General features: G+C 36.3%; 12 protein-coding genes. 4 read left to right on the top strand and 8 right to left on the bottom strand.

Features of this window, described 5'->3' with window-relative positions:
- The first annotated feature begins 94 nt into the window (after positions 1 to 94).
- Both I5M07_RS11685 and I5M07_RS11680 read left to right on the top strand, forming a co-directional pair.
- Positions 95 to 943 carry a transketolase gene (locus I5M07_RS11685; RefSeq protein WP_200106617.1) on the top strand — a complete coding sequence of 283 codons (849 nt, stop codon included), beginning with the start codon at positions 95 to 97 and terminating at the stop codon, positions 941 to 943.
- A gap of 71 nt (positions 944 to 1,014) precedes the next feature.
- A complete protein-coding gene (locus I5M07_RS11680) occupies positions 1,015 to 1,968 on the top strand; it encodes a transketolase family protein (protein WP_200106616.1) in 954 nt (317 codons plus the stop codon).
- Positions 1,969 to 2,042: 74 nt separating this feature from the next.
- On the opposite strand, the gene I5M07_RS11675 is transcribed toward I5M07_RS11680, so the two are convergent.
- Entirely contained in the window at positions 2,043 to 2,957 is a 915-nt protein-coding gene (locus tag I5M07_RS11675) for an EamA family transporter (RefSeq protein WP_200106615.1), read from the bottom strand.
- Between the two features lie 100 nt (positions 2,958 to 3,057).
- Here I5M07_RS11675 and I5M07_RS11670 point away from each other — a divergent pair, with 100 nt between their 5' ends.
- Positions 3,058 to 4,485 carry an aminotransferase-like domain-containing protein gene (locus I5M07_RS11670; protein ID WP_200106614.1) on the top strand — a complete coding sequence of 476 codons (1,428 nt, stop codon included), beginning with the start codon at positions 3,058 to 3,060 and terminating at the stop codon, positions 4,483 to 4,485.
- A gap of 12 nt (positions 4,486 to 4,497) precedes the next feature.
- Here the strand turns inward: I5M07_RS11670 and I5M07_RS11665 are convergent, their stop codons facing one another.
- The 5 genes from I5M07_RS11665 to I5M07_RS11645 all read right to left on the bottom strand — a co-directional run bounded on the left by I5M07_RS11665 (position 4,498) and on the right by I5M07_RS11645 (position 13,852).
- The gene (locus I5M07_RS11665) at positions 4,498 to 5,700 is read right to left on the bottom strand and encodes a C40 family peptidase (RefSeq protein WP_200106613.1); all 1,203 of its coding nucleotides are present in this window, start codon (positions 5,698 to 5,700) and stop codon (positions 4,498 to 4,500) included.
- A gap of 247 nt (positions 5,701 to 5,947) precedes the next feature.
- Entirely contained in the window at positions 5,948 to 8,212 is a 2,265-nt protein-coding gene (locus tag I5M07_RS11660; protein WP_200106612.1) for an aconitate hydratase, read from the bottom strand.
- 123 nt (positions 8,213 to 8,335) lie between these two features.
- Positions 8,336 to 11,107, bottom strand: a complete 2,772-nt coding sequence (locus tag I5M07_RS11655) for a bifunctional aconitate hydratase 2/2-methylisocitrate dehydratase (RefSeq protein ID WP_200106611.1) — start codon at positions 11,105 to 11,107, stop codon at positions 8,336 to 8,338.
- Between the two features lie 281 nt (positions 11,108 to 11,388).
- Positions 11,389 to 12,342: an AAA family ATPase gene (locus tag I5M07_RS11650; protein WP_200106610.1), complete on the bottom strand. Its 954-nt coding sequence runs from the start codon at positions 12,340 to 12,342 to the stop codon at positions 11,389 to 11,391.
- Between the two features lie 79 nt (positions 12,343 to 12,421).
- Positions 12,422 to 13,852 (bottom strand): peptidylprolyl isomerase, encoded by a 1,431-nt coding sequence (locus tag I5M07_RS11645; RefSeq protein WP_200106609.1) that lies wholly within the window; start codon positions 13,850 to 13,852, stop codon positions 12,422 to 12,424.
- A 293-nt stretch (positions 13,853 to 14,145) separates the two neighbouring features.
- Between I5M07_RS11645 and I5M07_RS11640 the strand changes: the two genes are divergently transcribed.
- Positions 14,146 to 15,735 (top strand): peptide chain release factor 3, encoded by a 1,590-nt coding sequence (locus I5M07_RS11640; protein WP_200106608.1) that lies wholly within the window; start codon positions 14,146 to 14,148, stop codon positions 15,733 to 15,735.
- A gap of 209 nt (positions 15,736 to 15,944) precedes the next feature.
- Here the strand turns inward: I5M07_RS11640 and I5M07_RS11635 are convergent, their stop codons facing one another.
- Positions 15,945 to 16,247 (bottom strand): DUF3467 domain-containing protein, encoded by a 303-nt coding sequence (locus I5M07_RS11635; protein ID WP_200106607.1) that lies wholly within the window; start codon positions 16,245 to 16,247, stop codon positions 15,945 to 15,947.
- A gap of 70 nt (positions 16,248 to 16,317) precedes the next feature.
- Positions 16,318 to 20,625: a DNA-directed RNA polymerase subunit beta' gene (rpoC, locus tag I5M07_RS11630; RefSeq protein WP_200106606.1), complete on the bottom strand. Its 4,308-nt coding sequence runs from the start codon at positions 20,623 to 20,625 to the stop codon at positions 16,318 to 16,320.
- Positions 20,626 to 20,781: the final 156 nt, after the last annotated feature.

Raw genomic sequence — 20,781 nt, 5'->3', positions numbered from 1 at the left:
ATCCGTCCGAAATCAGGCGTATTAATAGCAAAAATCATTTGTCTTACGGCAAAATAAAAATTACCTTTGCCGCAGTTTAACTTTTATATATAAAATGAAACCTAACACACAACAATTAAGCGATTTAACTATCCAAGTAAGAAGAGACATTCTGAGAATGGTTCATGCAGTTAATTCGGGTCACCCAGGAGGTTCTTTGGGTTGTACAGAGTTTTTAGTAGCGTTATATCAAAATATCATGGACCGTAAAGAAGGTTTTGACATGGACGGAATTGGAGAGGATTTATTCTTTCTTTCTAATGGTCATATCTCACCTGTATTTTATAGTGTTTTAGCAAGAAGTGGTTATTTTCCGGTATCGGAATTGGCAACTTTTAGATTATTAGATTCTCGTTTACAAGGGCACCCTACTACTCATGAAGGCTTACCTGGTGTGCGTATTGCTTCGGGTTCGTTAGGGCAAGGTCTTTCGGTTGCTTTAGGTGCTGCTCAGGCTAAAAAATTAAATGGCGATTCGCATTTGGTTTATACCCTACATGGAGATGGTGAATTACAAGAAGGTCAAAACTGGGAAGCCATCATGTATGCCTCTGCTAAAAAAGTAGATAATATTATTGCTACCGTAGATTTAAACGGAAAACAAATTGATGGTACTACAGATGAAGTTTTGGCAATGGGAAGTCTTCGTGCTAAATTTGAAGCTTTTGATTGGGATGTTATCGAGATTAAAGAAGGAAATAACCTAGACGCTATTTTAGCCGGAATGGCCAATGCCAAAGCTAAAACTGGAAAAGGAAAACCTGTATGTGTTTTATTGCATACCGAAATGGGTAACGGAGTGGATTATATGATGTACAGTCATGCATGGCATGGTAAAGCACCAAATGATGCACAATTAGAAAACGCATTGGCTCAAAACGCAGCTACTTTAGGAGATTATTAAAATGCTTTAAGCTGTAAGCGATACGTATTATGCCTATTGCCTAGAGTTTATTCATATAGCAAAAAATGAAAATGAAAAAATACGAAAATCAAGGAAGTAAAGATACTCGTTCGGGTTTTGGAGCGGGAATGACTGAATTAGGTCAAAAAAATGAAAATGTGGTGGCTTTATGTGCCGATTTAATTGGATCATTAAAATTTGATGATTTCAAAAAAAACCACCCAGAGCGTTTTTTCCAAATCGGAATTGCAGAAGCCAACATGATTGGAATTGCAGCTGGTTTAACCATTGGAGGAAAAATTCCGTTTACAGGAACTTTTGCTAACTTTTCTACCGGAAGGGTTTACGATCAAATTCGCCAATCGGTTGCTTATTCGGATAAAAACGTAAAAATTTGTGCTTCGCACGCCGGATTAACTTTAGGAGAAGACGGTGCTACACACCAAATTTTAGAAGATATTGGCTTGATGAAAATGTTACCTGGAATGACGGTAATTAATACTTGCGATTACAACCAAACTAAAGCAGCAACCATTGCTCTTGCCGAACACCACGGACCAGCGTATTTGCGTTTTGGTCGTCCGGTTGTACCTAACTTCACGCCTGCCGATGCTCCTTTTGTAATCGGAAAAGCCATTTTATTAAACGAAGGTTCGGACGTTACGATTGTAGCTACGGGTCACTTGGTTTGGGAAGCTTTAATTGCTGCTGAAAAATTAGAAGAAAAAGGTATTTCTGCCGAAGTAATCAACATTCACACGATTAAACCTTTGGATGAAGAAGCTATTTTAAAATCGTTAGCAAAAACCAAATGCATTGTTACTGCCGAAGAACACAATATTTTAGGTGGTTTAGGAGAAAGTATTTCGCGCGTTTTGGCTTTGCATTCACCAGTTCCACAAGAATTTGTAGCAGTTAACGACACTTTTGGTGAATCGGGAACTCCTGCCCAATTGATGGAAAAATACAAATTAAACAACGAAGCTATAGTTGAAGCCGTTGAACGCGTTATGAAACGTAAGTAATTTAATTGTATATAGTAAACAAAAAACTCCTGCAAATGCGGGAGTTTTTTTTATGTCAATATTTAATGGTTTCATCAATTTCCTTTGCTCATCAAGATTCGCTTTTTTCTAATGGTCACAAAGAAGTTTTGATTGAAAACCAATACCGCTGCAAAAATAATAACATAAGCTACTAATTGCACTTCGTTAATTGGTTCCTGGAACACCCATAAAGCCAAGGCAAACGCAATCATGGGGTTTATATTTAGCAACATTCCAACTGTGGAAGAATTGATTCCTGAAAGTGCATACAAATTCAAAAACAACGGAAAAATGGTAAACATAATCGCTATGGTTTCGATACAAAAATAAAACGTGACATCGGTAGGAACAGGTCCGCTGTACGCTTGAAAAAAAGGAACCAAGATCAAAGAAGCCATAACAATTTGAAACGTTAGTATTATAAATTTATCAAATCCTTTGTTTACACGTTGGCTTACCAAATAACACGCATAACTCAATCCGATTGCCATACTAAAAAGCATATCGGTTATAGACGTGTATGTTAAAACAACACAACCTGTACAACTTAATCCGACTGCTAACCATTGGGTTTTGGATAATTTTTCATTTAATATAAAATAAGCCAACAGAGTAGTTAAAATGGGACAAACCAAATACGCTAAAGAAGTTGCTTTTACGCTCACATGATTCATCACATATATAAACGTAAACCAATTGGTAACCAAAAAAAAAGTACCCCCTAAGTTAAGCAAAATGGTTCTTCTCTTTTCTGATTTGTTCATTTGCTTAAAAAAGTCCCATGCCTCGACAATAGCTTTTCTTTTGAATAATATCGCAATCACAGACATTAAAATACCACAACTAAAAACCCGATAAAACAAGATATCCAACGAATTGTACTCATGAATTGGTTTTAGTATTAAACTAAAAAATCCCCAAATGGTAAAAGCTACAATAGCTGCTAAATAGTATTTTGCTGATTTCATTTTAACCCACATTATTTTTTGTATCAGTACAAATTTCTAGAAAATCAACACACCATAACAGATACAGTTTTTGTAAATTGCAGCATAACAGTTTAACCTTATGAGAACCGAAAAACCCCTTTTTATTCAGGTAGCCGATAGATTGGAACAACAAATCAAATCCGAGCTGTATGCCATTGGAGACAAACTTCCTTCGATACGAGAAATGGTTACCGAAACCGGGTATAGTATGAGCACGATTAATAAGGCCTATTATGAGTTGGAAAGTCGCTCTTTAATTACGTCAAGGCCACAATCGGGGTATTATGTTAGTCCGTTATCCTCGCCTAATATCATCAACCCTACTCCGAGTCGGCCGATTATTTCTGAAGAAAACAGTGAGCCCGAAGACTTAATTGATTTGGTTTACGGCAACATGACGCATGAAAATGTTACGTTATTTTCATTGGGTTTTCCTTCAAACGAATTATTACCGATTCCAAAACTCAACAAAGCCATGGTTCAGGCGATGCGCGATTTACCCAACAGCGGCACGAGTTACGAAGAAATTCAAGGTAATTACAATCTGAGAAAAGAAATAGCGCGAGCCGCTTTTAGTTGGGATGGCCATTTTACAGAGCAAGACGTGATTACCACCAACGGCTGCATTAGTGCCGTTTCATATTGTTTGATGAGTTTAACAAAACCTGGTGATACGGTACTTACCGAAAGTCCGGTATATTTTGGCATTTTGCAATTGGCTAAATCACTTGGTTTGCATGTGCTTGAGCTACCTACAAACATGACCACTGGAATTGAAATTGACGCACTGAAAAAAGTTTTAAAAACCACCAAGGTAAAGGCCTGCATCTTAATGAGTAACTTTAGCAATCCTTCGGGAAGTATGATGCCGGAATCTCATAAAAAAGAAGTTGTACAGTTGTTAGCATTTTATCATATCCCGTTAATTGAAGACGACATTCACGGTGACCTTTATTTTGGCTCGCACCGACCTACCAATTGCAAAACTTTTGATGAAAGTGGTATTGTATTGTGCTGTAGTTCGGTATCCAAATCCTTATCTCCTGGCTATCGTGTAGGCTGGGTTTTTCCAGGCGCTTTTAAAAAAGAAGTTTTAAGAACCAAATTATACCATAGCGTTTCCGCTACAACTTTAACCCATCAAGTAGTGGGTGATTTTTTAAAAAATGGCCGTTATGAAAACCATTTGCGAAAAATACGAAAGATTTTATATCATAATTGCACCCATTACATTCACACTATCCTTACTCATTTTCCGGAGGGTACTAAAGTGAGTCAACCGCAAGGAGGCTTCTTTTTATGGGTCGAGTTGGACTCTAAAATTAATACAGCCGTTTTTTATCATGAAGCTTTAAAACACCATATTAGTATTGCTCCTGGTCGAATTTTTAGTTTTCAAAATCAGTTTACCAATTGCATGCGATTGAGTTTTGGCTTACCTTGGACACCCGAAATTCAACATGCTATTCAAACTTTAGGAACCCTTCTTTGTCAAAAGAAGATATAAGAAAAGATAATTTTATTTGAGAACTCTGTTTATTTGAGCCAACTTTTGGTCGTAGTACGACTCTTTAGTCGACGAAATCATCACGCCTCCATGTACGGCAGCATGAATAAACTTGATTTCTCCTTCGTTATTTTCAACCACCATACCTACGTGATTGATTTGTTTTCGCCCATTTGTTTTAAAGAAAATCAAATCGCCTTTTTGCGCTTCTTCCATATTGACAACTGTCCCCATTTGTGATTGTTCAAACGAAGTACGGGGTAAATGAATATCAAAATTACCAAAAGTAGCTACCATCAACCCCGAGCAATCAAATCCCTCTTTACTAGTTCCTCCCGTGCGGTACCGAACACCAATATTTTCCGAAGCATGAGAAATTAATTGATCTGCAAATTCAACCGAAAAAACGGGATTATTCTCGGATAGCTCGTTTTTACAAATTGCTTTTTCGTCTGTTTTTGAACGTTCCTCATTGAGAGCTAATTCAGAAACAAGAACTCCATTTTCTATTGTTTTAGAAGTCGAAATACTGAGTTTTTGTCCCACTTTGAGTCCGTTTTTTGCAATTGGATTTTGCTTTTCCAATTCCTCCACGGTAATTCCAAACTCTTTCGCAATTCCGTATTTGGTTTCCTTTTGCATTACTTCTTTTGAATAAGTATTTTTTTCAACGCTTTCGAAAGGTATAATTTCAGGTTTTACTTCTACTTCTAGTTTGGTCTTTGCTTGTGGTGATAATTTGGTTTCGATTTTAGGTTTGGTTTGAGCAACCACAATATGCTTCTCATTTTCGGTTGGCAGCATCGTTTTATTTTTATCATTCATCGGAATTTGAATGATTTGTTCCGCTCGCAATCCAGTTGTTTTTATATCAGGATTACTACTTTCAATTTCTGCAACTCCTACCTGATATTGTTTCGAAATCCCATACAATGTTTCTTTTTGACTTACTTTATGCGAGATGAATTTTTTAGTAATTGGCTCTTCTTTTTTTTCTAAACTCCCATCATCAGGAATTTGAAGTACGGCATTTAATTTCAGCACGCCATTCGCTTGGGGATTTGCAGCAAAAATCGCTTCTTGAGAAACCTTATATTTTTTTGAAATTTGGTAAATATTATCGCCTTTTACCACGACATGCTCGATGCTTTTTTGTTGCGAAAAAGCATTAAAACTAAACATAAATAGCATGGTAATTAAGCAGGAAGATTTCATCGGGATGTATTACTTACGTATCGTTAACTATTTAACTCCAAATAGTATCATTTATTATGAAAGCGAATTTAACTTTTTACAAAAAAAATCAGTTCGTTTTTAACATCTCATTACATCTAAATTAACACTTATAGCAGGTTATTTCTACAAAATAGTAGTTCCAAACCTTCAATTAAAGTGAAATCAGAAATTTTTCATAAAAAAACGCGCTGTAAAAACAGCGCGTTCTCCTTAAAAGATTATAATCTTATGCCTTTCCAGCTGCAATTAAATTTAAAGCAGAACCGGCTACAAACCATCCTATCTGACCTTCATTATACGTGTGGTTGGCCAAAATAATATCTTTCGTCCCGTCAGCATGTACAAACTCTAATTTTAACGGTTTTGCAGGAGCAAATTCCGTTAAATCTAAGAAATTAATAGTGTCATTTTCCTGAATTTTATCGTAATCCGTTTCATTAGCAAATGTTAAAGCTAACATCCCTTGTTTTTTCAAATTCGTTTCGTGAATTCGGGCAAATGATTTCACCAAAACCGCTTTTACACCTAAAAAGCGTGGCTCCATAGCCGCATGCTCACGAGAAGATCCTTCTCCATAATTGTGATCACCCACTACTATTGATGGAATTCCAGCCGCTTTATAGGAACGTGCTACAGCAGGCACCGCATCATACTCTCCTGTCAATTGATTCTTAACATTATTTGTTTTTTGATTGAATGCATTTACAGCACCAATCAACATATTATTTGAAATATTATCCAAGTGACCACGGAAACGCAACCAAGGACCCGCCATTGAAATATGATCGGTAGTACATTTACCGAAAGCTTTGATTAACAATTTTGCACCTGTAATATTTTGTTCATCCCAAGGTTGGAATGGCGCCAATAATTGCAAACGCTCTGAGGTAGGACTTACCACTACTTCCACTCCTGAACCGTCTTCGGCGGGAGCTTGAAAACCTGGATCTTCGGCATAAAAACCTCTTGCAGGCAATTCAAAACCAGTAGGAGCATCTAATTTCACTTCAATTCCGTCTTCGTTAATTAAAGTATCCGTTAACGGATTAAAACCTAAGTCACCGGCGATTGCTAAAGCCGTCACCAATTCAGGCGAGCCCACAAACGCTAGTGTATTTGGATTACCATCTGCACGTTTAGAAAAGTTTCGGTTGAACGAATGCACAATGGTGTTGCGTTCTTCTTTTTCGGCTCCTTCTCTGTCCCACATTCCAATACAAGGACCGCAGGCATTCGCAAAAACAGTCGCATTAATTTTATTAAAAGTATCGATAAATCCATCTCTTTCAATGGTTGAACGCACCACTTCTGATCCTGGCGTAATAGTAAATTTCGCTTTGGTTTTTAAATTTTTATCCGCTACTTGTTTTGCCAAAGAAGCCGCACGAGAAATATCCTCATAAGAAGAATTGGTACAAGAACCGATCAAACCTACTTGGACTTGTAACGGCCAATTGTTTTTTATGGCCTCTTCTTTCATTTTAGAAATGGGCGTAGCCAAATCTGGAGTAAAAGGACCGTTTAAATGCGGTTCTAATTCCGATAAATTAATTTCGATTACTTGATCAAAATATTTTTCAGGATCAGCATATACCTCGGCATCACCTGTTAAATAAGGCGCAATTTTATCGGCAGCATCTGCTACTTCTGCTCTATTAGTAGAACGCAAATAACGACTCATGGAATCATCATAACCAAAAGTAGAAGTCGTTGCTCCAACTTCGGCACCCATATTGCAAATCGTTCCTTTACCCGTACATGACATAGCGGTCGCTCCTTCACCAAAATACTCCACTATTGCTCCAGTCCCCCCTTTTACAGTTAAAATACCGGCTACTTTTAAAATTACATCCTTAGGAGCGGTCCATCCAGAAAGTTTACCTGTTAATTTCACTCCGATTAATTTTGGGAATTTCAATTCCCATGCCATACCCGACATAACATCTACCGCATCTGCACCCCCTACTCCAATGGCCACCATTCCTAATCCTCCGGCGTTAACGGTATGCGAATCGGTACCAATCATCATTCCACCTGGAAAAGCATAGTTTTCCAAGACCACTTGGTGAATGATACCTGCTCCGGGTTTCCAAAATCCAATTCCGTATTTATTAGAAACAGACGACAAGAAATCGAATACTTCGTTGCTTTGGGTTTTGGCACGAGCTAAATCGGTTTTAGCATCTATTTTTGCTTGAATTAAGTGGTCGCAATGTACAGTAGTTGGTACCGCAACTTTTGCTTTTCCGGCATGCATGAACTGTAACAATGCCATTTGTGCTGTTGCATCTTGACAAGCAACGCGATCGGGTGCAAAATCAACATAATCCACCCCTCTTTTAAATACTTCAGAAGGCATTCCTTCCCAAAGGTGGTTGTATAAAATTTTCTCTGTCAATGTAAGTGGACGCCCAACCAGTTCACGTGCTTTATCTACACGACTTGGCATGTTCTCGTACACTTTTTTTATCATTTCAATATCAAAAGCCATAAGATTAGTATATAATTGTTTTTTTTTATTTTACTACCACAAGTTACAAAAAATAAATGAGGTATAAAAAAAAGCCTAAGTCAATAATGACTCAGGCTTTTGAAATAAAATATACTTTATTGCTTATTGCACCAATTGTTTATGTGGTGGAGCAAATTGAGTTAAATTAATACCTTCAACTGCTGTTTTATATTCAGCAATAGTAGGAGTTCTTCCTAAAATAGTTGACAATACTACAACTGGTGTAGAAGAAAGCAATGATTCTCCTTTTTTACCTTCAGCATCCTCTACTACCCTTCCTTGGAAAAGACGCGTTGAAGTAGCCATAACCGTATCACCTTTAGCGGCTTTTTCTTGATTACCCATACATAAGTTACAACCTGGACGCTCTAAGTACAGCATATTTTCGTATTCGGTACGCGCTGCACCTTTAGGAGCATTGTCATCAAATTCGAACCCAGAATATCGTTGTAAAACTTCCCAGTCACCTTCTGCTTTCAATTCATCCACAATATTGTAAGTAGGTGGCGCAACCACAAGTGGCGCATTAAACTCAACCTTACCGTTTTGTGCTTCTACATTTTTAAGCATTTGAGCTAAAATTTTCATATCGCCTTTATGCACCATACAAGATCCGATGAAACCAAGATCTACTTTTTTATCGCCACCATAGAACGATAATGGTCGGATTGTATCGTGTGTGTAGCGCTTTGAAACATCTTTGTTATTTACATCAGGATCGGCAATCATTGGCTCAGCAATCAAATCAAGATCTACCACTACTTCTGCGTAATATTTTGCATTTGCATCTGGCGTTAAAGCTGGTTTCTCTCCCGACTTAATTTCAGCGATTCTCTTATCAGCTTTATTAATTAAACCTTGAAGAACATGCTTGTCGTTATCCATTCCTTTATCAATCATGATTTGGATTCTTCCCTTAGCAATTTCCAAAGATTCTACTAACGTATCATCTTCTGAAATACAGATAGATGCTTTTGCTTTCATTTCAGCAGTCCAGTCTGTAAAAGTAAAAGCTTGGTCGGCTGTAAGTGTACCAATGTGTACCTCGATAATTCTACCCTGGAAAACATTTTCACCACCAAATTTATGAAGCATTTGCGCTTGTGTTGCGTGTACTACATCACGGAAATCCATGTACCCTTTCATATCTCCCTTGAAAGTCACTTTTACCGATTCTGGTATTGGCATAGAAGCCTCACCTGTAGCCAATGCAAGTGCTACCGTACCAGAGTCAGCACCAAAAGCCACCCCTTTAGACATACGAGTATGCGAGTCACCACCAATAATGATAGCCCACTCATCAATTGTAATATCATTTAATACTTTGTGAATAACATCGGTCATGGCGTGGTAAACTCCTTTCGGGTCACGAGCAGTAATCAATCCGAAATCATTCATAAATTTCATCAATTTCGGAATGTTAGCTTGTGCTTTTTTATCCCAAACAGAAGCCGTATGACAACCTGATTGATAAGCACCATCCACAATTGGAGAAATAACGGTAGCCGCCATGGACTCTAATTCTTGAGCTGTCATCAACCCCGTAGTATCTTGCGAACCTACGATGTTTACTTCTACACGAACGTCAGAACCTGCATGCAATACTTTTCCTGGTGTTACCCCTACAGCATTACGGTTAAATATTTTTTCAACAGCTGTAAGCCCTTGTCCTTCGATTGAAATTTCTTTTGATGGAGCAAAAACCAAAGGAATATCGATACCTAAAGTTTTAGCAGCAAAAGTTTGGATTTTTTTACCAAATACGATAGCATAAGAACCACCTGCTTTGATAAATTCCATTTTTTGTGGGGTAAACGCTTTGGCGATATCAATTAATTCTTCATCGCCGTTGTATAATTTTTTAGTTTTAGTATTAATTGTAAGCACAGTACCTGTTGCTACTGAATATGCTTCTTCTAAAACTGGATCACCATTTTCATTTCGAACTGGTTCTCCGTTTGCATCTAATTTTTTAACCCAGTTTTTCAAATCCAAACCAATTCCTCCTGTTACATCAACAGTAGTAAGAAAAATTGGTGAGATACCATTGGTACCTCCTACAATAGGAGCAAAGTTTACAAAAGGCACATACGGACTTGCTTGTTTACCCGTCCAAAGCGCCACGTTGTTTACTCCAGACATTCTAGAAGAACCAACACCCATAGTTCCTTTTTCTGCAATTAACATCACACTTTTATCTGGATGTTGCGCTTGTAAAGCTTTGATTTCTTCTTGAGCTTCTGGCGAAATCATACATTTACCGTGTAGTTCACGATCTGATCTTGAATGCGCTTGGTTACCTGGAGAAAGCAAATCGGTAGAAATATCTCCTTCACCTGCTATATAAGTAACTACTTTAATTTCTTCGGCAATTTCAGGAAGTTTTGTAAAAAATTCTGCTTTAGCATAACTTTCAATAATATCTTTTGCGATAGGATTTCCGTTTTCGAAAGCTTCTTTCAAACGGTCAGTATCGGCTTCGTATAAATACACTTGTGTTTTTAGCACCTTAGCAGCTTCAGTAGCAATAGCAACATCGTTACCTAAAGCTAAATCAAGCAATACGCGGATAGAAGGACCACCTTTCATGTGTGACAACAATTCAAAAGCATAAGTAGGCGTAATTTCACTTACTACCGACTCTCCTAAAATAATTTCTTTTAAAAAGTTGGCTTTTTCCCCCGCAGCACTTGTAGTACCTGGAATGGTATTGTAGATGAAGAAATTTAGAGATTGCGCTCTGTGTTCGTTATTTTCATCTTTGATTTGCGAAATAATCTCGCTTAATAATTCAGCCCCATCAATAGGTTTAGGATGAAGACCTTGTGCTTTACGTTCTTCTATCTCTTTAAGGTACTCTTTATAGGTATTCATATAGGTATTTTTATTTTTTGCATGCAAATTTAGGAATTTAAGCTGATATTTTAAAGAAATATAACCCAAGTACGGTTTTCAAAAAAGAAAATTGATAAAAATCAAACTAAATTCTAAAAAATTGACAAAAACGCAAAAATTAATTAAAATTTTACACTATTATCAATTTGTGAATTCTGAGTTAACAAACTATCAAGCATTTGTTAGAAACTGCTACATTTCTTTGTGATATTATTGAAATAGAATGCTTACAAACAGACTATTATTTAACATTTTAACGATTACAATATATTTTGAATGATGGTTTCTTCTGAAATTCCTTCTGCATCGGCTTTATAATTTTTGATAATGCGATGGCGTAAAATCCCGATTGCAACAGCTTGAACATCTTCGATATCGGGCGAAAATTTTCCTTGAAAAGCAGCATGCGATTTTGCCGCTAAAATTAAATTTTGAGAAGCACGTGGACCAGCACCCCAATCTAAATAATTTTTCACAAAGTCGGTTGCAAATTTACTATCCGGACGTGTTTGACCTACTAATTTCACAGCATATTCAATTACATTATCTGCTACCGGAATACGGCGAATTAGTTGTTGAAAATCAATAATTTCTTGCGCAGTAAACAAAGCCTGAATTGTATTATCTCGGCTTGCTGTTGTTCTTTTCACCACTTCTACTTCTTCTTCAAAACTTGGGTATTGCAATTTGATAGCAAACATAAAGCGGTCTAATTGCGCTTCGGGTAATGGATAAGTACCTTCTTGCTCAATTGGATTTTGAGTGGCTAATACAAAATAAGGTAAATCCAATTTGTAATTGTGCCCCGCAATAGTTACAGAACGTTCCTGCATAGCCTCTAACAAAGCCGATTGGGTTTTGGGTGGCGTTCTGTTAATTTCATCAGCTAAAATGATATTCGAAAAAACGGGTCCTTTTATAAATTTAAATTGTCGGTTTTCGTCCAAAATTTCACTTCCCAAAATATCCGAAGGCATTAAATCTGGCGTAAATTGAATACGTTTAAAATCGAGTCCTAATGCCTGAGCCAAGGTATTAATCATAAGTGTTTTTGCCAAACCCGGCACACCAATCAACAAAGCATGTCCACCTGAAAAAATAGAAACTAAAATTTGATCTACTACTTCATCTTGTCCTACAATAATTTTGGCAATTTCTGTTTTAAGCTGGTTTCGTTTTTGAACTAAATTGGTAATCGCTGCTACATCAGACATATTAAGAATCGTATTTAAATTAAAAAGAGTTAGTCTTATGAACTCATAAAACTAACTCTTTTTCTTTATTTTTTACAAATTATTTTTTCAACCAGTTATTGGTGAAATCACATTCTTTGTATTCGCCAATGATTTTAATATAGGTTTCTTTGATTTTTTCATCAAACCATTTTCCAATGGCGTCTATTTGTTTTTCTTTCAAAGCCAAATCTTTAATTTTCACATAGTCCAATGCATAATCGGCAGTATGTTCATTAATTCGGTTGGTTACCGTTAAAATCACATAACTTTTTTCTCCTTTTTCATCCGTATCCAAAATTGGCTGCGACACTTCATCATCCTTCAAATTAGAAATTCGCGTATACATTGTCGGATTCATTTTTGTCAATTCGAAACGAGTATCTTGGGTATCGGTATTAATTAAAGTTCCACCGTTAGCTCGAGTTTCTTTTTGATCCGATTCGGTTCTAGCCGCATCTGCAAACGAAATTTCTTTATTTATAATTTTATTTCGAATTAAAGTGATGCGCTCTTTGGCTTCATTCAAAGCATCTTCGGAAACAGAAGGGACTAACAAAATGTGGCGTAATTCTACTTCTTGTCCTTTAATTTTTTCAACTTTAATAATATGAAAACCAAAATCCGTTTCGAAAGGAGCCGAAACTTCCCCTTCTTGCAAACTAAATGCTACATCTTTAAATTCTTTTGCAAATCCTGTTTTTCGGTTTATTTTATAATAACCTCCGTTAGAACTAGAGCCTGGATCTTTAGAGTAAAGCACTGCTTTGGTCGCAAAACTTGCACCATTTTCTACTTCTCGTTTAAACTCGTTTAGCTTATCAATTACCTTTTGCTTTTCAGCTTGCGAGACAATTGGTTTTGCTACAATTTGAGCAATTTCCATTTCGGCACCAAACTGAGGCAATTCGTCTTTTGGGATTTTTTTGAAGAAATTACGAACTTCCTCTGGCGTGATTTCAACTTCGTCAACTATCTTTTTTTGCATTTGTGAAGAAAGTTGTTGTTCTTTCAAAATATCAAAAAAATACGATTTAAATTCTTCAACAGAACCTTTTTTATAGTACTCAACAATTTTATCTATGGACCCTACTTGTTTCATCATATAATCCAATCGTTGATCCATCATCCCTTTTACTTCGGCATCCGTTACAATAATACTATCCTGAATGGCTTGATGGGCATAGAGTTTATCCTCTAATAATTTACCTAACATTTGGCAACGCGTAATTCCAGAAACCGAACCACCTTGAGCCGTGATTTCCAAGAATGCTTTATCAATATCCGAATCTAAAACAATATAATCACCAACTGTTGCAATGATACCGTCAATTTTTCTTTTTTGATTTACAGAAAGGTCAACCGGTTTTTCGGCAACATCTTCTTTAATTATCTCCTGAGCTTGTAGTACAGAACCACATAAAAACAACAAAAGGAATCCAAATACAATTTTAAAGTTCTTATTTGGAATTAGCGATTTTTTTAAAAGCATTCTCTCTTAATTTAGTTGTGTTCAACAAGGCATTTCAGCGTGTTAAACAATTAGATAGTCACAATATTCATATAAAAATATGCCCAACAAAAATAACAATTCAATCACATAAAGCAACTATCCCCTATACTATTAACATAAAATTATATAGCACTCCCGAATTTTCATAGACCAAACAAAAAAAGAGCAGTTAAAACAACACTTGCATAGCTACAATTCAGCACAACATCAGCTTATATTTAATTTTCATAAAGCAGCAAATAGTAGTACTTTTGCAACTTATTGAAGAAAATATGAGCTTTTTAGAAGAAATACAACGTAGACGTACATTCGGAATTATCTCGCATCCCGATGCTGGTAAAACAACCTTGACAGAAAAATTATTGCTTTTCGGAGGAGCGATTCAAGAAGCAGGAGCGGTTAAAAACAATAAAATTAAAAAAGGTGCCACGAGTGATTTCATGGAAATTGAGCGTCAAAGAGGGATTTCGGTTTCTACTTCGGTTTTAGCCTTTAATTATAAAGACAAAAAAATCAACATTCTGGATACACCAGGTCACAAGGACTTCGCTGAAGATACTTTTAGAACTTTAACAGCGGTTGACAGTGTGATTGTGGTAATTGACGTTGCTAAAGGGGTCGAAGAACAAACCGAGAAATTAGTGGCGGTATGTAGAATGCGTAAAATTCCGATAATTGTTTTCATTAACAAGTTGGATCGAGAAGGTCATGATGCTTTCGATTTGATGGATGAAGTTGAACAAAAATTAGGGCTAACGGTAACTCCATTGAGTTTTCCTATCGGAATGGGTTATGATTTTCAGGGAATCTACAATCTTTGGGAACAAAACATTAATTTATTTAGTGGTGATAGCCGAAAAAATATTGAAGAAACGATAGCCTTTGAAGACGTTCAAAATCCTGAACTCGAAAAAATCATCGGACAAAAACCAGCTCAAAAATTACGTGAAGAACTCGAATTAATTGATGAAGTCTACCCAAAATTTGATCGCCAGGATTATCTAGAAGGAAAACTACAACCTGTATTTTTTGGTTCTGCTTTAAATAATTTTGGTGTTCGCGAACTTTTGGATTGTTTTGTATCGATAGCACCCACTCCAAGAGCAAAAGAATCGGAGACGCGCTTGGTTGAACCTACAGAAACTAAAATGTCTGGTTTTGTTTTTAAAATTCACGCCAATATGGATCCTAAACACCGAGACCGATTGGCTTTTATTAAAATTGTATCGGGCACTTTTGAGCGTAACAAACCGTATTTTCATGTCCGTCAAAAGAAAAATTTAAAATTTTCTAGTCCGAATGCCTTTTTTGCCGAAAAGAAAGAAATCATTGACATCTCTTATCCAGGCGATATTGTTGGTTTGCATGATACCGGAAATTTTAAAATTGGAGACACCCTTACCGAAGGCGAACAAATGAGTTTTAAAGGAATTCCAAGTTTTTCTCCCGAGCATTTCCGTTATATTAATAATGCCGATCCTTTAAAATCAAAACAATTGGAAAAAGGAATTGATCAATTAATGGATGAAGGAGTAGCACAATTATTTACTTTGGAAATGAACAACCGAAAAGTAATTGGTACCGTTGGAGCGCTGCAATACGAAGTAATTCAGTACCGTTTGGAACACGAGTACGGTGCCAAATGTACTTATGAAAATTTTCCCGTTCACAAAGCATGCTGGGTAAAGCCAGATGATGCTAAAAACGACGAATTCAAAGAATTTAAACGCATCAAACAGAAATTCCTTGCTCATGATAAATACGGACAATTGGTGTTTTTGGCTGATTCAGATTTTACTATCCAGATGACGCAAAATAAATACCCAACAGTAAAATTGTATTTTACTTCGGAATTTGATTAATGAAATTTATAAAAAAAAAGGCTGTCTATTCAAATGACAGCCGTTCCTTTTTTTTACAAAATACTAACTAATTTATAAACAATCCTAAATATTAACCTTCATTAAGGTACAACACTTTTTTTATAACCTTTGATTAAATCGATAAAAAGCAAAAAACAACGATAAAGTACCTAAATAAAAAAGCCCCATTAAAAATGGAGCTTTTTTATTTAGGCTTGTCCTGGAGGACCAAAATTCAACGGAATCGGAGCATTATCTGTCTCTTTAATTTCACCATGCGCTAACTCAAATCGGTGAATATTTTCACCTATTGCCTTTAACAAGCGTTTGGCATGTTGCGGTGTTAAAACAATTCTAGATTTAACCTTCGCTTTAGGAAGTCCAGGCATGATATTTACAAAATCTAAAACAAATTCAGAAGCAGAATGATTGATAATGGCCAAATTGGAATAAATTCCTTCGGCAATAGTCTCATCCAATTCAATATTTATTTGCTCTTGTTGGTCTTTCATTTTTTTCAATTTAAAGATTGAAAAAATTTAGAGATTGAAAGATTAATACCTCTTTCAATCTCTAAATTAATTAGTAAATATACTCTTCTTTGTTGGCCATCATTTCGTTGTAATCTTCTTTTGATCCAACGATAATGTTGTCGTATTCTCTCATACCTGTACCTGCAGGAATTCTGTGACCCACGATAACATTTTCTTTTAAGCCTTCTAAGTCATCTACTTTACCAGCAACTGCAGCTTCATTCAACACTTTAGTAGTTTCCTGGAACGATGCAGCCGAAATAAACGATTTCGTTTGAAGCGATGCTCTTGTAATACCTTGTAGAACTGGAGTAGCTGTTGCTGTAATAACATCTCTAGCTACAACCAAGTTTTTATCTGTACGTTTCAACAACGAATTTTCATCACGTAATTGACGAGGTGTTACAATTTGCCCTGGTTTTAATACGGCAGAATCACCCGCATCTTCAACCACTTTCATACCATATAAGTTATCATTTTGAATGATGAAATCTTTAGTATGAATCAATTGATCTTCTAAGAATAAAGTATCTCCTGGATCTTCAACTTTCACTTTACGCATCATTTGGCGAATTACCACCTCAAAGTGCTTGTCGTTAATTTTTACCCCTTGTAAACGGTAAACTTCTTGAATTTCATTTACAAGATATTGTTGTACGGCTGAAGGACCTTGAATTCGTAAAATATCATCTGGTGTAATAGCACCATCCGACAATGGAGAACCTGCTCTAACAAAGTCATTTTCTTGAACTAAAATTTGGCTAGAAAGTTTAACTAAATACTTCTTAATTTCACCAAATTTAGACTCAATTACAATTTCTCTGTTTCCACGTTTGATTTTTCCGAAAGAAACCACACCATCAATTTCTGAAACCACTGCTGGGTTAGAAGGATTACGTGCTTCTAAAAGCTCGGTAATTCTTGGTAAACCTCCCGTAATATCTCCAGATTTAGAAGAACGACGTGGAATTTTAACTAATACTTTACCAGCTTTAATTTTCTCACCATTATCAACCATCAAGTGGGCACCCACTGGTAAGTTGTACGAACGAATTAACTCACCATCTTTACCGTAAACCAATAAAGTAGGAATTAACTTTTTGTTTCTAGATTCTGAAATAACTTTTTCTTGGAAACCAGTTTGCTCGTCAATCTCAACCATGAACGTTTGACCTTGTTCTAAATCTTCGTAAGCGATTTTTCCTGTAAATTCAGAAACAATTACCCCGTTATATGGATCCCATTTACAGATAACATCTCCTTTAGACACCGATTGACCATCATTAACAAAAATACTAGAACCGTAAGGAATATTGTGTGTATTTAAAACAATTCCTGTTTTTTCATCAACCAATTTCAATTCAGTAGAACGAGAAATTACGATATCCACTTCGTTTCCTTCGCTATCTTCTCCTTTAACTGTTTTTAAATCTTCGATTTCAAGACGACCGTTAAATTTCGTTACGATGCTTGATTCTTCAGAAATACCTCCAGCAACCCCTCCAACGTGGAACGTACGAAGTGTTAACTGTGTTCCTGGCTCACCAATAGATTGTGCTGCAATAACTCCTACCGCCTCACCTCTTTGTGTCATTTTACCAGTAGCTAAGTTTCTTCCATAACATTTAGCACAGATTCCTTTTAAGGCTTCACAGGTCAATGGCGAACGAACTTCTACTTTTTCAATTGGAGATGCATCAATAACTTTAACGATAGCCTCTGTAATTTGCTCACCTGAAGCCACGAGAATATCGTTAGTTAACGGATTCACTACATCTTGTAACGCCACACGTCCTAAGATACGCTCACCTAAACTTTCAACGATTTCTTCGTTTTTCTTTAATGCTGAAACTTCAACACCTCTTAAAGTACCACAATCTTCAATATTTACAATAACATCTTGTGAAACATCATGTAATCTACGAGTTAAATAACCCGCATCGGCCGTTTTAAGAGCCGTATCCGCAAGTCCTTTACGAGCACCGTGAGTAGAAATGAAGTACTCAAGAATTGAAAGACCTTCCTTAAAGTTAGAAAGAATTGGGTTTTCAATAATTTCACCACCACCAGCAGTCGATTTTTTAGGCTTAGCCATCAAACCACGCATACCAGTTAACTGACGAATTTGCTCTTTAGATCCACGCGCTCCAGAATCAAGCATCATATATACCGAGTTGAAACCTTGTTGGTCTTCTCTAATATTTTTCATTGCCAATTCTGTTAATTGCGCATTTGCTGAAGTCCAAACATCAATAACTTGGTTGTAACGCTCGTTATTGGTGATAAGACCCATGTTATAGTTCATCGAGATACCATCAACTTGCTCTCTAGCATCTGCGATTAATTTTGTTTTTTGTTCTGGAATACGAATATCACCTAATGAGAATGACAAACCTCCGCGGAATGCGAATTTGTATCCCATATTTTTCATATCATCCAAGAAAGCTGCCGTAGTTGGAACATCAGTAACACTTAAAATGTGACCGATAATATCTCTAAGGTTTTTCTTAGTTAAGACATCATTGATATAACCCGCTGCTTCAGGAACAACTTCGTTAAACAATACACGTCCTGCAGTAGTCTGTATAATTTGATAGGCTAATTCTCCAGTTTCGTTATAATCTTTTGCTCTAATTTTAACTCGAGCATTCAATTCTAAACGCTCTTCGTTTAATGCGATGTTCACTTCTTCTGCAGAATAAAACGTTAAGCCTTCACCTAAAATTTTATGTTCTGGAGTAGACAAACGTTCTTTGGTCATATAATAAAGACCCAAAACCATGTCTTGAGAAGGTACTGTGATTGGCGCACCGTTAGCAGGGTTCAAGATATTATGAGAAGCCAACATTAACAATTGCGCCTCTAAAATAGCCTCTGGCCCTAATGGCAAGTGAACCGCCATCTGGTCACCATCAAAATCCGCGTTAAATGCCGTACATACTAATGGGTGTAATTGGATTGCTTTTCCTTCAATTAATTTTGGTTGGAAAGCTTGAATACCCAATCTGTGCAAAGTAGGAGCACGGTTTAGCAATACTGGATGTCCTTTAATTACATTTTCAAGAATATCCCAAACCACTGGCTCTTTTTTATCGATAATTTTCTTAGCCGATTTAACTGTTTTTACAATTCCTCTTTCGATTAATTTACGAATAACAAAAGGTTTGTATAATTCAGCTGCCATATCTTTTGGCAATCCGCATTCGAATAATTTCAACTCTGGACCAACAACAATTACCGAACGAGCAGAATAATCCACACGTTTACCTAAAAGGTTTTGACGGAAACGTCCTTGTTTCCCTTTTAAGGAATCAGATAAAGATTTTAATGGTCTGTTTGACTCCGTTTTAACAGCAGAAGCTTTACGCGTGTTATCAAATAATGAATCTACCGATTCTTGCAACATACGTTTTTCGTTTCTTAAGATTACCTCAGGAGCTTTAATCTCCATTAACCTTTTCAAACGGTTGTTACGGATAATTACACGACGGTACAAATCATTCAAATCGGAAGTAGCAAAACGACCTCCATCAAGCGGCACTAACGGACGCAATTCTGGTGGAATAACCGGCACCACTTTCATAATCATCCATTCTGGACGGTTTTCACGGTTTTCGTTAGACTCACGGAAAGACTCAACAACTTGTAATCTTTTTAAAGCTTCAGTTTTACGTTGTTTAGACGTTTCATTATTAGCCGAGTGACGCAATTCATAAGATAAAGCATCTAAATCAATACGTGCTAATAAATCCATAATACATTCAGCTCCCATTTTGGCAACGAATTTATTTGGATCCATATCGTCTAAATATAAATTTTCTTGTGGAAGAGAATCTAAAATATTTAAGTATTCTTCTTCGGTCAAGAAATCAAGTCTTTGTAACGATTCTCCATCAGCATTTTTAGCAATACCTGGCTGAATAACTACGTATCTCTCGTAGTAAATAATCATATCTAATTTCTTAGATGGCAATCCTAAAATATAACCAATTTTGTTAGGAAGAGAACGGAAATACCAAATGTGTGCGATGGGCACAACTAAATTAATATGACCTACTCTATCACGACGTACTTTTTTCTCAGTAACTTCTACACCACAACGGTCGCAGATAATCCCTTTGTAACGAATTCTTTTATATTTACCACAAGCACATTCAAAATCTTTAACTGGACCGAAAATTCTTTCGCAGAAAAGACCATCACGCTCTGGTTTGTGTGTTCTATAATTGATAGTTTCTGGTTTCAAAACCTCACCTCTTGATTCTTTCAAGATAGATTCTGGAGATGCTAGCCCTATCGAAATTTTGTTAAATCTTTTTACAAGATTTTTATCTTTATTATTTCTATTATTCATCATAGTTTTTACTATTGATTTATTTGCAATTAAAAATTGATTTTGTTTTAGTCTAAAGTCAAATGTCTTAAAGTTTATAAAATCATGAGTAATGACTTTGGATTTTGGACTTTCAAACTTTTCGACTTAAACACTACCTCGAATTACTTCTCAAAACCA

The organism is Flavobacterium agrisoli (genome assembly GCF_016522065.1).
Classification (GTDB): domain Bacteria; phylum Bacteroidota; class Bacteroidia; order Flavobacteriales; family Flavobacteriaceae; genus Flavobacterium; species Flavobacterium agrisoli.
The sequence above is the reverse complement of the archived record's forward strand: the minus strand, read 5'-3'. Positions and strand labels throughout refer to the sequence as shown.